The organism is Methanobrevibacter sp. YE315, from assembly GCF_001548675.1.
Taxonomy (GTDB): Archaea; Methanobacteriota; Methanobacteria; order Methanobacteriales; family Methanobacteriaceae; genus Methanocatella.
Genome location: NZ_CP010834.1, coordinates 281,140 through 299,384 on the forward strand (window position 1 = coordinate 281,140; position 18,245 = coordinate 299,384).

General features: G+C 36.0%; 1 protein-coding gene. It reads left to right on the forward strand.

The features are described from left to right. The first annotated feature begins 238 nt into the window (after window positions 1–238). On the forward strand, window positions 239–17,737 hold the full coding sequence (locus tag TL18_RS01310; protein WP_067040233.1) for an Ig-like domain-containing protein: 17,499 nt from the start codon (window positions 239–241) through the stop codon (window positions 17,735–17,737). The last annotated feature ends 508 nt before the right edge of the window (window positions 17,738–18,245 follow it).

Here is an 18,245-nt window from a genome sequence, read left to right on the forward strand (position 1 = left end):
TATTAATTTTTCTTTAATAATTCTAAAATTATATTAATACTTACAATTTTAAGAAATCCATTTTAAACACTTCTTCATAAATCATTATTCTTTCTAAATTTTTTTTAATTATTCCTGTATTTTAATTTGATATAAAAATATATATATTATAATCATCTAAAATAAATATCACGTTAAGCTCTCCATAATTTTTCGTTAAAATGGAAAGCATTAATAAAAAAAATAAAAGTGATGTTTTATGGGAATTAAAAAAAATATAATAATAATAATTTTATTAATATGCATTCTCTTTTCACTTCAATCTGTGGCGGCTGTTGATGTTGCTGATGATTCAGCAGTAGTTGGCTCAACAATAACCTCAGATTTGAGTGTGAATGCTTTAAATGATACAATTGGTACGTCGACGGAAAACGGAATTGTTAGTCAAAATAACAATCCTTCATTATCACTTCCAGATAATGATGAAAGGTTAAGTGAGGGTGAAGGATCGTTTACAGATTTGAAAAATGAAATAACTGGCGTTTCAGACGTCCAATTAACAAGAAATTATACATTCAGTAGTTCTGATAGTGAGTTAGTTAATGGAATACCTATCTCAGGCACAGTAACAATTACAGGTGTAGGCAATATTGTAATTGATGCAAATAATCAAGCAAGAATATTTGATATAATGGACGGAGCTACTGTAACACTTAAAGGAATCACTTTTATTAATGCTAATGCTACTGGAGATGGAGGAGCAATTAATTCCCTAGGTATATTACATATTGAAAATTGTACTTTTATTAACAATACTGCAAGTGGCCATGGTGGTGCAATATATTTAGAACATAGTACCGAAAGCTCTATCAAAGGTTCTGATTTCACAGGTAATAATGCGGGCCGTAATGGTGGTGCGATAGATTGGCGTGCAGGTTCAACTAATGGTAAAGTAATTGATTCCATATTTACCAATAACACTGCTAAACGTAGTGGTGGTGCTATACATTGGAGTGGTCATAATGGTACTATTAGTAATTCCAACTTTACTAACAATAAGGCTACTGGTGATGTAATAGATGACATCGGTAATGTAACCGGTGGTGGAGATGGTGGTGCTGTACTATGGGTAGGTAGTCATGGTATCATCAAGGATAATTGTAACTTTAATAACAATTATGCTAAAAACCGTGGTGGAGCAATATTCATACATGGTAACTATACAGAAAACTGTACTAATACAACTATATCAGATTGTATATTTACTAGTAATATTGCCGGTGTTAATGGTGGTGCAGTAGATTGGTATGAAGGTGCACATGATGGTAATGTATATAACTCCATATTCACCGATAATATAGCTGGATCTAATGGTGGTGCTATATTCTGGAGTGGTCATAATGGTGATATATATAATTCCAATTTCACTCATAATATTGCTAATGGTTTAGTTATGGATGATCATGGTAATATAGGTGATGGTGGTGCAATCATATGGTCTGGTCTAAATGGTACTGTGGTTAATTGTAACTTTGTAGATAATGAGGCTAAGTATAATATTGCTTATAAGACTGGTGGTCGTGGTGGTGCTGTATACTTACAAAACTGTAGTCACGGTAATTGTATAAATACTACATTTAAGGATTGTCACTTCATTAGTAATATTGCTGGTTTTAATGGTGGTGCTATTGATTGGCATGAAGGTGCAACTGATGGTTTAGTAGATAATTGTACTTTCATTGACAATGTCGCTAACCGTTCTGGTGGTGCAATATACTGGTTTGGTGAGAATGGTACTGTATGTAATTCTGTCTTTAAAAACAATACTGCATTAGGTAATGTTTCAGGAAATGACTCCTATGGTAGGATTACTAATGGTGGTCATGGTGGTGCTATTATGTGGACCGGTTCTAACGGTAACATTTCAAATACTACTTTCACTTTGAACAATGCTTCCCAGAATGGTGGTGCTATCTATATGCAAGGTAGTATGCGAGATGGTGTTGTTCATGATTGTAGTAATATTACTGTTGACGGCAGCAGGTTCTATGATAATTATGCTGGTTTTAATGGTGGTGCGTTAGATTGGTATGAAGGCGCTCACGATTCAACACTTTCTAATTCTGAATTTGTTAATAACACTGCTAAAAGATCTGGTGGTGCTGTATATTGGTTCGGTCATGATGGTACTATTTTCAATTCCACTTTTGAGAATAACACTGCATTAGGTAATGTTTCTGGAAATGACTCTTATGGTAGGCAAACTAATGGTGGTCATGGTGGTGCTATTATGTGGACTGGTGCTAATGGTAAGGTTTTAAACAGTACCTTTAGACGTAATAATGCTTCCCAGAATGGTGGTGCTATCTATATGCAAGGTAGTATGCAAGATGGTGTTGTTCATGATTGTAGTAATATTACTGTTGACGGCAGCAGGTTCTATGATAATTATGCTGGTTTTAATGGTGGTGCGTTAGATTGGTATGAAGGCGCTCACGATTCAACACTTTCTAATTCTGAATTTGTTAATAACACTGCTAAAAGATCTGGTGGTGCTGTATATTGGTTCGGTCATGATGGTACTATTTTCAATTCCACTTTTGAGAATAACACTGCATTAGGTAATGTTTCTGGAAATGACTCTTATGGTAGGCAAACTAATGGTGGTCATGGTGGTGCTATTATGTGGACTGGTGCTAATGGTAAGGTTTTAAACAGTACCTTTAGACGTAATAATGCTTCCCAGAATGGTGGTGCTATCTATATGCAAGGTAGTATGCAAGATGGTGTTGTTCATGATTGTAGTAATATTACTGTTGACGGCAGCAGGTTCTATGATAATTATGCTGGTGTTAATGGTGGTGCGTTAGATTGGTATGAGGGTTCTCACGATTCAACACTTTCTAATTCTGAATTTGTTAATAACACTGCAGCAACAGGTAATGGAGGATCCGTATTCTGGAATGGTAATAATGGTCAAGTTATAAATTCATCATTCAACAATAACTATGCTAGATTTGAGGGTGGTGCAGTATACATTGAAGGAAATGACTGTCTATTCGCCAATTCAACATTGGATAGTAACATTGCAGGAGACGACGGTGGAGCAATATTATGGACAGGTCAACACGGTAAGATGTATAACATAACTGCAAACAACAATAGCGGTATCAGTAAGAGCGATGCTCTGAAAAATTCCCACTCAAAAGGAGGTACCATAATTATTACAGGTTCGGACATGTCTATTGACACACTTGTCGTTACAAACAGTTTCGCTAATGAAGAGGCAGGAGGAGTATTCCTCACAGGTAACAATGTCAATTTAACAAATATCTACTTCGCCAACTGTTCAGCAAGTATGGGTGGTAGCGCACAAAACAAGACAAAGGGTGGAGCAATGGAAATTATTGGAAATAACACCCGTATAATAAATGCTACTATCGACAATTCTAAAGCAGAAAACGGTGGTTCAATTTACTGGTCAGGTAATGACGGTTATGCTTACAATATTAATGTTACTAACAGTTACTCATCTCTGGATGGTGGAGGATTATTCCTCACAGGTAACAATGCCAATTTAACAAATATCTACTTCTCCAACTGTTCAGTAAGTATTGATAGTAGCGCAGAAAACAATACAGGTGGAGCAATGCAAATTATTGGAAATAACACCCGTATAATAAATGCTGCTATCGACAAGTCTAAAGCAGAACAAGGTGGTTCAATTTACTGGTCAGGTAATGACGGTTATGCTTACAATATTAATGTTACTAACAGTTACTCATCTCTTGAAGGTGGAGCATTATTCATTTCTGGAGACAATTGTCAAATAAATGCTTCAAAATTCACAGACAACGTTGCAGGAGATGATGGTGGAGCTATAAATTGGGAAGGGGATAATGGTGCCATTGATGATAGTATCTTTGAAAATAACAGTGCTACCAGTGCTGGAGGCCATCACAGTAAAGGAGGTACAATTTCTCTAACTGGTGATAATGTAGATATATCAAACTCTAACTTCACAGGCAGTATCTGTAATAATGACGGTAGGAATACTAATTATGGTGGTACAATATTCATCACAGGAAATGATGTGGATATTGAAGGATGTAACTTTAATAACTCTATCGCTGAAGGTTCAGATGGTGGTACAATATATATTATTGGTGACCGCACTGTAGTTAAAAACTCCAATATCACAGACTCCACTGCAAGAGCAGGAGGGGCAATATATATTCAAGGGGTATATGCATCTATTGTAAATTCATCAATCGCTAACGCTTCTGCGAAAAACGGAAACGATTATACTGCTACTAACTTAGGTGGTGCAATTTATGTAGAAGGTAATTATGCAACTATTGAAGGTTGTGAATTTGAGAATTCCTCTGCATATGATGGTGGTATAATTTACTTGGAAGGTAATTACTGTAATGTTAACGGTTCTTCATTTACTGATGGTTATGCATACCAAAATGGAGGTGCACTTTATTCCACTGGATCACACTCCAGGGTAACTAATTCTAACTTTACAGATAACCTTGTAAGATTGAATGGAGGAGCTCTTTATTGGTATGGTAATTCTAACTCTAGAAACAATACCGTTGATGGATGTATATTCACAAATAACACTGCTTATGGATTTACTACTAGTGCAGATTTGACAAGAGGTGGTGGTGCTATTTACTGGTCTGAAAATGGAGACAGTGGTACTGTTAAAAATTCCAAATTCTATTATAATTCAGTTCAATCCATTAATAAAAAGAAAGTAGACGGTGGTGCTATCTTATGGGATAAAAGTACAAATGCACTTGTTGAAAATTGTACCTTTGTAGGTAATTTCGTCACTACTGATGGTGATGGAGGAGGTACTGGAGCTTCAGCAGTTTGGGCTCAGGGAGGAGCTATGTATTTAAGACCAAATGGTCTTTATGTTATAAGGAATTGTCTATTTGAGAATTGTTCTTCATCTAAGGAAGCTGGTGCATTGTATATTCAATCTAATCGTAATTTAGCCGGCCGTATGGTTTTACTTGAGAATTCAACATTTATAAATAATGTTGCTTATGGAAAGGGTAGTAACAGTAATGGTGGAGGTGCGATTCAAGTCAAACAGGCAAATCATGTAGAATTTTATAATATTACATTTATAAACAATACTGCTAATAAGGGTGGAGCTTTATGTGTCTATGACTCGGTCACTACTTTTACAGTGAATGGTGCTACTTTCATAGGAAATAAAGCAGAAAAAGGTTCTGCAATTTCCGCATCATCATTTTTCACATTAAAAGATGCTGTACTTCTTAATAATACTGCAAATACCACCAAATTCGACTTAACTTTTAATAGAAATGCAGGCAGCATCCACATAGAGATGGAAGGAGCGGATACTCACTTAAATTCAATGTATGTTAAACATGATGGAAGTAAACCAGAAAAGCAATTTAATATATCTTGTAATAATGTTACATATTGGACCGATAATAACATAACCATTGGTAAGACAGCTGTTCAAACTGGCATTATATCTTCTGTAACTGTTGGTTCTGTTCCTGAAGCAGGTATAGCAGTACTAGTTGAAATATTTGATGGGGACAATAATAAATTACATGAAGGTGTTTATGCAACAGATGCAAATGGTATAATCGACTTGAATGTTGCAGATATTCTAACCGTACCATATTCACTAGATGATATTTATGTGAATGCAAGAATTCCAAATGAAGATTACTATACCCCTGCAGAGGCTACTTCAAGAATCAAAGATGTTAATATTGACGCTTCTGCATTGGACACCATATTCCATAGAAACACAACAGTCACTGCAAACCTCACTGGTCCGAGCGGTAATATTCTACAAAGTGCAAGAGGTATCATCTCTGTTTATATTGATGATGTATTTAAAGGAAACATGACCATTGAAAACGGTAAAGGATCTTTGGAAAACATTCTCACTAATGTTACTGCAGATACATTCTTTGAAGTTGGCAATCACACAGTATTCTTAAAATACTGGGGTGACGCATACTACGATGAAGTTAACACAACAGTTTCATTAAATATAACTAAAGCACAATCCAATTTAACAGTCCAAATCGATGACCTTGGGTATGATCTTTACATGAATTTTACAGTCTTCGATGATTGGGATGACAAATTCTATGGGGATGCTAACGGAACAGCAACCGTTGAGTTTTATACTGAAAGCGATCCAACAACCGTTATTAGATATGTAGATGTTAGAATTGTTAATGGTTTTGCTTCTACAGTGGTTCATGATTTGCTTCCTAGAAATTACACTATAAAGACAACATATCATGATGACCATAACTATAACAGTTCAGTCAATTTAACCAATTATAGTTTGCCTCAAAAAGAATATGCTGCAGTTTTCCTTAATGTAAGTGCGTATGACATTATGGTGGATGATACAATTTATATCAATGTCACAATCGTTCCGCCGGAAGGATATGATGTACCGGGTAATGTAACTATATATCTTGATAATAAAGCTTATAATTTAGCATTAACTAATGGAACTCACAATGCAACAGCTACATTCAACATATCTAATCTGACTGCAGGAGTTAAGAAGGTAATCGCATTCTATCCAGGTAGTAAACTTTTAGAACCTGCTATGGGTGAAGCTGATTTCACTGTACATAAATATAACACTACACTTTCAGCAAATGTTACAAACATTACTATCATTCAAAATGAAATAATCAATATTACCCTTTTAAATGACACTACTGGTGTCGTTTCAGCGATTGTTAATGGAGAAGAATATTTCGGCAGAATCAAGAACGGTACTGTATCAATTGAACTTCCACAATTGCCTGTCGGGGAATATAATGTAACTCTATACTATGAGGGTGATGATAAATATAATAATGTTACTAATTACACAGTATTCTATGTAACTCAAATTGAACCTAATATTACAATTGATGTTGACAATGTAACTTATGGAAATGAAACCATAATCACAGTAGTGCTTCCAGATGGCGCTACCGGTAATGTAACAGTCAAAGTCAATGACACTTATTACGTATTTGATACACAAGATCTTGTTGACGGTAAAGCAATATTACCTGGAGTAATATTCGGTGCTGACAACTACACTGTTGAAGTGACCTACGGTGGAGATAAGAACTATTCACGTAGCGTTGCAAGATCCAAATTCACAGTATTCAAAGCAACTCCTGAAATGGACATAAATGTTGCAAACATGCTCAACATTACTGTTGAAGATATCAACTATGGTGAAAACGCCAACGTAACTATCCATGTTGGTGATGGTGTAACTGGAGAAATCACACTCAGAATCAACGGAACCGATAAGAACATTACATTACCGATTGTTGGCGGTAAAGTCAATTGGACTCTTGGCAATTTAGCTGTTGGAAACTATGTAATCGTTGCCAATTACAGCGGCAATGCCAACTTCACAAATGCTACAATATCCACTGACTTCAACGTATTGCAAATCGGCACTACTTTGGATGTCGATGTACATGACGTCCCAGTATGGGATACAGAATATATAAATATTACAATAAGAGACGCTACTGGAACTATTCTAACTAATGCTACCGGTAACGTAACAATTAACATTAATGGTGTAAACCACACCGCTGAAATCAAAGATGGAATTGCAAGATTCAACACCTCTGACTTAACAATAGGACATAAGGTCGTATGGGTATTCTATGATGGAGACAATAACCTTACCGGAAACAGGGCAATGGCCGAGTTTTACGTAACCCAAAGAACTCCGTTTGTCAACGTAACTGCTCAAAACATTACTGTAGGTCAAAACGGAAACATAACCATTAAAGTTCCAACCAATGCAACCGGTTATGTCGTAGTTGAAGTCGTCGGTGATGATACCTACATCAGATATGTATCAGAAGGCCAGGCTGTAGTATATCCTAAAGACTTGAAAGTAGGAAACTACACAGTAAATGTAACCTACTACGGCGGAGGACTTGATAACTACACAGTTAACAGTAATCAAACTATGTTCACTGTATCTAAATTGAATGCAACAGTAACTATTGACGTTGATGACATCAATTACACTGAAACTGCAGTCATTACCGTAACTGTTCCTGCAGGTGTTGAAGGAAACATCACAATCAAACTCAATGATACTGATAATACAAACATTACACAAACAATTGTTAATGGAAAAGCAGTATTTGAAGTGCCTGACTTGGCTGCAGGCAATTACACAGTTAATGTAACCTATAATGGAAATGAAGATTACAATATTAACAATACTGAATCTGACAAATTTGAAGTTAAAAAGATAGACCCTAACTTACAAATCTACCCACCATCCGCAACTGCTGGTGAAAAAGCTATCATAACAATATTCATAAATGATAGAATCGATGGTGAGTATGTAACTATTACAGGTCTTGACAAAGAATATAGATCAGAAATAATGAATGGTGTTGTTACATTCACTACCGATGGTCCATTGAACTATGAAAACTACACCATGGCTGTAACTTATGACGGTAACCAAAACTTCACTGACAGTACAAAATCATTAACTTTCAGACCGGCTAAGATTTCTGACTATGAAATAAATGTTACTGGAATGAACATTACAGTCGGAGACCCTGAAATAATAACAGTTACTGTTCCAACTGGAGTAACAAATGTATCCATTTGGGTAAACGGTACCAAATACACTAATGATTCATTCGTAAACGGTGAAGCTACATTCAACATAACTGGCCTTAAAGAAGGAGTATACACAGTTAACGCTACGGTTAATGATGCTAACTACACAAGCAAAGTAGCCAATAACATATTCACTGTATCAAAAACCTATCCTTCAATCAACATTACTGTTGTTGATGAAGACGGAATTTATGTAAATGACACTGTCAAAGTCATTGTAACAGTTCCTGCTGACGTAACCGAAAACGTAACTATTGAAATCAATGGTATTAAATTCACTAACGTAACCGTAAACGGCAATGCAACATTCTACATACCAGAAATAACCTACGGCAATAAGACAGTTGTTGCAACCTATCCTGGTGATGACAAATACAGATTCAACTCAACAACCGCTAACTTTACTGTTATTAAAAAGGATATAACAATTAGTGTCAATAATACTACTGTCCCATCCGATATTGTTGCTGGTACTCCGGTAATAATCACTGCTAACTTGAATGAGTCCGTTACTGGTGATGTGATATTTACCATTAATGGCGCTAACTACACTGTACATGTTACAGATTCTAATGTTGCCGCTTATGAGTACACTCCTGTAAATAATGCTACTCTGACTGTTGTTGCTACCTTCGTTGGCAATGATGAGTATAATAGTAATGTATCTGATCCTCAAGTATTTGAAGTTGACAGAATTCCAACTGATATCAAGGTAACCGTTAAAACTCCGGTTACTTATGGTGATGATGCTCTCATTACTGTCGAGTTGAATGAAACTATAAATACTACTGTTAAATTGACTGTTGATGGCAAAGAATATGATGTTGCTATAATCAATGGTAAAGGCGGATTAAATGCTACCGGATTGAATAGCGGAGATCATGAAGTCAATGTAACCTATGTTGGTGACGATAAGTATTGCGATAGCAAAAACTCTACAAGATTCACTGTAGATAATGCTACTTTAGTTGCTAATGGCACTGCTTTAAATGTCACTGTTGAGCAGAATACTACATTTATCATCAATGTCACTGATGACTTCAAAGGAAACGTTTCAATAAAAGTTGGAGACAAAGTATTGTACAACGGCACTGTTCAAACATTAATCTATGCTGATAAATTGCCTGCCGGTGATAAAACTGCTACAGTTGTCTTCTATGGTGACAGCAATTATGATGTATTGACATTAAATGATGTTGAATTCACTGTTTCAAGAGTCGCTCCTTCCATTAATATGACTATTGCTGATGTGACTTATCCTAATAATGCTACTGCAGTTATTAATGTAAGCAATGCTGCTAACGGCACTGTCAGAGTCACCGTTAAGCTCAAAGGCACTAATAAAACCAAAGTCTTTAACGGCACTGTATCTAACGGTGTTGCCCGTGTTGACTTATCTGGTTTAGCAGGCGGCGATTATGAGGCCACTGCTGAGTTCATCACTAGCGATGATTATAATGGCAATGCTACTGCTGACGATGAATTCACTGTTTTACCTAATAACTCATTAATTACTATTACTAAAGATAGGAATGGAACTTATAAAGTTGGCGAAGATGTAGAAATTAAATTCACTACAACCAACTCTACTGGACTTCTCATTATATTTATTAATGGAAATCAATATAAAAATCCTCTTTCACCTAACCCTGGAAATCATGAAATTTGCATAGAAGGATTAGCTGAAGGTAATTATACCATTACTGCTGTTTTAGAGGGTGATCAAAACTACACAGGATATACTACATCCACTACAATCAAAGTAGTTAAAAACAATGTGACAATTACTGTTAATGATACTACTGTGCCTGCAACTATTTATGTTGGCAGTCCGGTAAACTTCACTGCTAACTTGAATGAGTCAGTTACCGGTGTCGTGGTATTCACAATTAATGGTGCTAACTACACTGTACATATTACAAATGCTACTGCTGCTACTTTTGAGTACACTCCGGTTAATAATGATACTATAACTGTTGTTGCTACATTCATGGGCAATGATAAGTATAATAGTAATGTATCTGCTCCAAAACAGTTCAACGTTAACAGAATTCCTTCATTCATCAATGTAACTGTATCTGATGGAGGAATTATCGCTAACGGCACTGATGTGGACATATTCATCGATGGTCCAAGCGACATAACTGGAAATGTAACCGTAATCGTATGGGATAAGATGAGAAATGTAAACAAAACATACACTGTTTATGTCAATGGTGGAGAAGGCATATTGCACCTTAAAGCTCCTGCCATTGGTAATTATACTGTAAATGCAACATATCTTGAAAACAGGAAATACCTTGAAAGTAAAAATTTCACAGTATTTGAAATTTATGATACTGAAAAAGTACTTGAAATTGTTTCAGATGATATATCAGTATTTGATAATGAGATAGTATATGTCCATGTGGATGGAGATCAAACAGGCAACAATTTAACAGTCATCATTACCAATGCTGATGGTGAAGTAATCAGGAATGAAAGCGTAATCTTTAACCATTACATTTCCCAGTTCAACTTCAGTTCCGCTCAATGGAAATTACCGCTATTAGATGCGGGTCAATACAATGTAACAGCAATCTACATTGAGCATGCAGGACCTAGAACATTCATACATAAAGGAAACAACAGCTTTTTAGTATACAAAGTAGCTTCTGAAATCACAATCAAGGAAATCCAAAACATCACTGTAGGTCAAAATGTCACAATCGAACTGGAATTGACTCCTGGCGCTACAGGAAACATCAGCGTATTCGTAAACGGCATTGAACATAAGACAACTGCCGATAACCTTACAATCATTATTCCTAACTTGGGTGCTGATGTATATGTCGTAGATGCATTCTACCATGGAGATAAAAATTATAATGCATCCAATGACACTTCATCATTCAGAGTGGACAAAAACAATGTTCCTTTAAGCATCGACATAGCCAACCTTGGAGATGTCGTGCAAATCAACGTGACTGTAGGAAACAACGCAACAGGTCAAATCTTGCTTGACATAGAAGACAACCACTACTATGCAAACATCACAGACGGTGTTGCACAGTTCAACATAACAGGTCTTAAAGCAGGTAAACATAATGTGACTGCAAGGTATGTTGAAAACGATAAATATTATGGCAATACAACAAAGTCAAGCTTTACCATATCAAAATATCAACCTGAATTCACAATCAACGGAACAGATATTGACTTTGGTAATGCTGAATTAATTACTATTGAGACTAAAGATGATATTACCAGCTTAGTGGAAGTTGAAGTAAACGGTAGAAATTACACAACATTCATCAAAAATGGTAAAGGTAACTTAACATTAAATGACCTTGCAGCTGGAGATTATAATATTACATTATACTTCCCTGCTAACGATAAATATGAGGCTGCAACCGCTAATGGTTCATTCAAAGTAAGTCAAATTACTCCAGACATCAACGTTGTTGTTCAAAACATTACTTACGGTGAGGTTGAAACTATTACTGTTCATGTAAATGCTGAGGGTAATGTTACAATCGAAGTCGGAGGTTATGAATTTATAGAAAAACCTTTAATTAACGGCCTAGTAACTGTTGATGTTCCTTACTTAAATGCAAATAACTACACTGTTAATGTGACCTACAATGGAAATGCTAACTACACACGTAGCAATGCTAAAGCCAACTTCACTGTTGCAAAGGCAGATCCAATAATAACCATTGATGTTAAAGACATATTCTATGGTGATGTTGAACATATAATAGTTCATGTAAATGCTGAAGGTAATGTAACTGTTATAGTTGATAACAGAACTGCTGAAGAAATTTCATTAGATAATGGTGAGGTTACCTTAAGAGCATCCAGATGGAATGTTCCTTACTATAAAGGAAATGCTACAGTTAATGTTGAAGGCTTAAATGCAGGACACTATCCTGTTGTAGCGATTTTCAATGGTAATGAAAACTACAATAAGGCAACCGCAACCGTGGACTTCGAAGTATATAAAGTAAATACAACAGTAAGCGTTGACGTTGAACCGACAATGAAAATCGGTGAAAGCCAAGTAATCAACATCACAGTCAACAATACTAATGCTACAGGAAATGTAATTGTCATTGTCAATGGTGTAAACAATACTGTGCCTGTCACAAATGGTACTGCTAACTTTACTATTGAAGCACTCACAAGCGGAAATCATACCCTTGTCGTGATATATGGAGGAGATAACAATCTAAACGGTAACTGGACATCTGCAACATTTGAAGTTACAAAACTTGATGCTCCAATAAACATGACTATTTCAAACAGCACTGTTGGAGGAAAACAAACTATTACAGTAGAAGTTCCTGCAAATGCAACCGGTCAAGTATTAATTGACATTAATGGCCAACATTACTATGCTAATGTAAGTGATGGTAAAGCAATCTTAGAAATTGATACATTACCTGCAGGAGAATATGATGTGGTCGCTACTTACTTGGGTGATGACACATACTTACGCAACTTTACTTCAGACAAATTCAATGTAAGTAAGAATAACTCAACCTTAGAAATCACTCCTCAAAATATCACATGTGGTGAAAGTGAAACAATCACATTCACTGTTCCTGAGGATGCAACTGGAAATATTACAGTCGTCGTTAATAATGAAACTCATACTGTACCGGTATCTGGTGGAACCGGTACATTAACTATTCCAAAATTACCTGCTGGCAATTACACAATTAATGCAACTTATAACGGTGATGGAAAATACAAACCGGTTACAAGCTCTGCTGAATTTGAAGTATCCAAAGCTAATGATACAGACATTAAAGTCATTGATCAAGGCAACGGTACTGTTATGGTAGTTGTCGGTGATAATGCTACTGGTAACATAACTATTAAAGTTGGAGACAATAATTACACTGCTGAAATCATTAACGGTACTGCCGTGATTGATTTAGTGAATGAAACTCCGGGTATTCATGACATTGAAGTTATCTACTCCGGTGATGACAATCATGAGCCATCAACTACAACTGGAACTGTTACTATTCCTAAACTCGAAACTCCAATCAGCGTTGATGTAAACGATACAAATGTTGGAGATGTAGCTAAAATAATTGTAAATGTTCCTGATGATGCAAAAGGAAATGTAACTATTGAAATCAATGGTGTGGAATACACAGCACCAATTGAAAACGGCAAAGCAACATTTGAAATTGAAAACTTAACAGCAGGAACCAAGACTATTGCAGTTGATTATGTTGGTGACAATAACTACACTGGTAACCACACAACCGCTAACTTCACAGTAAATAAAGTTGCTCCTGAAATCACAGTTAATGCAACTAATGTTACTGTTGGAGATAAGACTTTAATTGAAGTAACAGCTCCTAGTGATGTAACCAGACCTGTACTTGTTGATGTTGATGGCGTAGGATATTATGTAAATCTTACAAACGGTAAAGGTTCAATCGAAGTAACTGTCTCAAAAGATGGAATCCATAATGTATCTGCAACTTACTTAGGTGATGACAAATACACCAATGCAAGTGCAAATACCACATTCAAAGCTTCAAAAGTTTCAGATTCAAGCATTAATGTGACTGTTGAAAACATTACTGTTGGAGAAAATGCAGTCATTGAGGTCAGTGTTCCTAAAGATGCAACCGGAAATGTGACAATTACTGTTGGTGGTGAGGACCATGTTGTTCCTGTTGCTGATGGTAAAGCAACTTTGGTTGTTCCTGGTCTTGAAGCTGGAAACTACACTGTTGATGTGGTTTACAATGGTGATAACAAATATGAGCCAAGCACCAATTCAACTAAATTAGAAGTATCTAAAGTTAAATCTGATGATATTAAAATTATTGATCAAAATAACGGCACTATCACTATTGTTGTTGGTGATAATGCTACTGGTAATGTGACTGTTAAAGTTGGTAATGAGACTTATATCGCAGAAGTTGTTAATGGTACTGCAGTCATTACATTAGAAAACAACACTCCTGGAACTTATGATGTTGAAGTGATATATTCCGGTGATGATACACACGATGGTGGAAATGCAACTTCAAGAGTAACTATTCCTAAACTTGAAACTCCAATCAGCGTTGAAGTTTCAGACATCAAAGTTGGCGATACTGCAGAGATTGTTGTAACCGTTCCTGATGATGCAAAAGGAAATGTGACTATTGAAATCGATGGTCAAGAATACACTGCCCCAATTGAAAACGGCAAAGCAACTTTCAATGTTGAAAACTTAACTGCCGGAACTAAAACAGTATACGTAGACTACATCGGTGATAACAACTACACTGGAAACCACACATCAGCCAGTTTCACTGTAGACAAACGCAATTCAACAGTTGAAGCTAACACAACACCAATCAATGTTGGTGAAACCGCTGTAATTGAAATCACTGTTCCTGATAATACAACTGGATATGTTATTGTAGAAATTGCAAATAAAACCTATGCGGTTGAAGTTGAAAACGGAAAAGGAACTTTAGAAGTCGATGGACTCTCCAGTGGAACTCACGATATTAATGTGAAATACTTAGGTGATGACCAATACTTGCTAAGCAACACAACATCAACTATTGAAGTATCCAAAGTTCCTTCAACTATTAATGTAACTGCTGAAAACATCACTGTTGGCGATAAGGCAGTGATTAATGTGGAAGTTCCTGAAGATGTATGTGGTAATGTGACTGTCAGCGTCGACGGCAAAAACTACACAGTATTTGTTTCAGGAGGTAAAGGAACATTAGTGATTCCAGACCTTGAAGCAGGCGATTACACTGTTGATGCAATATTCGCTGGATGCAAAAAATACGAACCAAGCAATGCTACAACCAAATTCACAGTATCCAAAATAAAAACTGATGACATCAAAGTGATTGACCAAGGTAATGGTACTGTTGTGGTTGTTGTTGGTGATAATGCTACCGGTAATGTGACCATTAAGGTTGGTGATAAGGAGTATAATGCTACTGTTGTTAACGGTACTGCTGTTGTTCAATTGGATGGTAATGTAACTCCGGGTACTCATGAAATTGAGGTAATCTATTCCGGTGATGATACCCACAATGGCACTTCAACACTCGCAAACATAACTGCTCCTAAATATAATGCTCCAATTGATGTTGAAGTTGGTGAAGCTAAAGATGGCGAGCCTGTTGTTATTACTGTTACTGTTCCTGATGATGCTACTGGTAATGTTACTGTTAGTGTTGGTGGTAAAGACTATCCTGCAGTGATTAAGGATGGTAAAGCTGTTGTTACTGTTGATGACTTGGCTCCTGGTGATCACACTATTGCTGTTGTTTATGATGGTGATGATAATTACAATTCTAATTACACTATTGGTAACTTGACTGTTGAGAAAGCTAAAGAAGTTCCTGACATGAAGGTCATTGATCAAGGTAATGGTACTGTCGTGGTTGTTGTTGGTGATAATGCTACAGGTAATGTGACTGTTAAGGTTGGTGATAAGGAGTATACTGCAGAAGTTGTTAACGGTACTGCTGTTGTTCAATTGGATGACAATGTAACTCCTGGTACTCATGAAGTTGAGGTAATCTATTCAGGTGATGATACTCATGAGGCATCTAACACTACAGCTGAGATAACTGCTCCTAAATATGATGCTCCAATTGATGTTGAAGTTGGTGAAGCTAAAGAGGGCGAACCTGTTGTTATTACAGTTACTGTTCCTGATGATGCTACTGGTAATGTTACTGTTAGTGTTGGTGGTAAAGACTATCCTGCAGTGATTAAGGATGGTAAAGCCGTTGTTACTGTTGATGACTTGGCTCCTGGTGATCACACTATTGCTGTTGTTTATGATGGTGATGATAATTACAATTCTAATTACACTATTGGTAACTTGACTGTTGAGAAAGCTAAAGAAGTTCCTGACATGAAGGTCATTGATCAAGGTAATGGTACTGTCGTGGTTGTTGTTGGTGATAATGCTACAGGTAATGTGACTGTTAAAGTTGGTAATGAGACTTATACTGCAGAAGTTGTTAATGGTACTGCAGTCATTACATTAGATAACAACACTCCTGGAACCTATGATGTTGAAGTTATCTATTCCGGTGATGATACTCATGGATCTCAAGTGGAAGATTCAAAAGTGACAATTCCAAAATACAACACTCCAATCAACGTTGATGTGGATGATTGCTATGTTGGAGACACTGCTGTTGTAACAGTAACTCTTCCGGATGATGCTACTGGTACTGTAACTATTGAAATCAACGGTAAAACATACACTGCAGAAGCCAAAGATGGTAAAGCCGTATTCAATGTAGATGGCCTTGAGGCTGGCGATAAGACAGTTGCAGTCAAATATGATGGTGACAAAAACTATGTAGAAAACTCAACAACCGGCCAGTTCACTGTATCAAAACGTCCATCTACTGTATCTGCTAGCGGAAAAGATATTAAAGTTGGTAATGATGAAGTTATTACAGTAACTGTTCCTAGTGATGCGACTGGTCGTGTACTTGTCGATATAGATGGTGTGGGATACTATGGAACTATCGTAAACGGTAAGGCTAAAGTTGTTATTCCAGAACTTCCTAGCGGAAAATACACTGCAAATGTAACCTATGAAGGTGATGGAAAATACTTGCCAAGCACAACTACAACCCAATTCACAGTAGCAAAAGTTTCAACACCTATCTCAGCTACCGGTGATGAAATCTATCAGGGTGAAGATGCGAATGTTGTAGTGAATCTCCCTAGTGATGCAACAGGTACTGTTACAATAACTGTTGATGGCAAAGAATATACTGAAGAGGTTAAAGACGGAAAAGCAAAATTCGTCATCCCTGGATTAACTGAAGGAGATCATGTAGTTACCGCATCATATTCCGGTGACAAAAAATACGAAGCAAATGATACCATAACTGATATCGAGGTTCATTACAGTGATTCTCCAAGCCCATCTCAAGAAGGGGGAGATGCTGCAAAACCTGGTGAAGGTGCAGTTGATTTAACCAAACATGCAACAGGTAATCCAATACTTGTCTTATTGTTAATCATGTTGGCTGTCGGATCAATTCAAATCAGAAGGTTTAGGAAATAATTTTTCCTACTTTTTTTCTTATTTTCAAATGCTTTTAATGAAGCAATATACTAATTAATGCTTTTTTTAGATAGTTTACCTTGTCTATTCGTGATGATTAATTTTCTATTGGATATACTTAATTGTCTTTCACCAGATTTTTTAAGTGTTTCAGGGGTTATGTACATTCTATTCATATGATTCATGTGTGTATTTTTCATTAAATTTTTCTAATATTTTTATAATTTTCCATGTTTTTTTAACATTTTGTTTAAAATTAAGTGTAATTTGATAATCTGCTATGTTTTGCATAGATTTTGTTTAGTTTAACCTAAGTCTTTAAATTTTAAATGATTTTTTGTTAAATAGGTTATGTTATTCAAAATATAATTCAATTTAATGTTTATTGTTTAAAATATAATTTATTTTATATTAATATTTTTAATACAAATCCAAAAAGTAAAACGTTTATATTAGTAAGAACTAATATAGAAATTACTATAAACTCTCCATGATTTCTTTATGAAAT

Excerpts from the sequence above, each read along its gene's own strand:
- TL18_RS01310 (WP_067040233.1), top strand. The coding sequence starts at position 239 with ATGGGAATTAAAAAAAATATAATAATAATAATTTTATTAATATGCATT.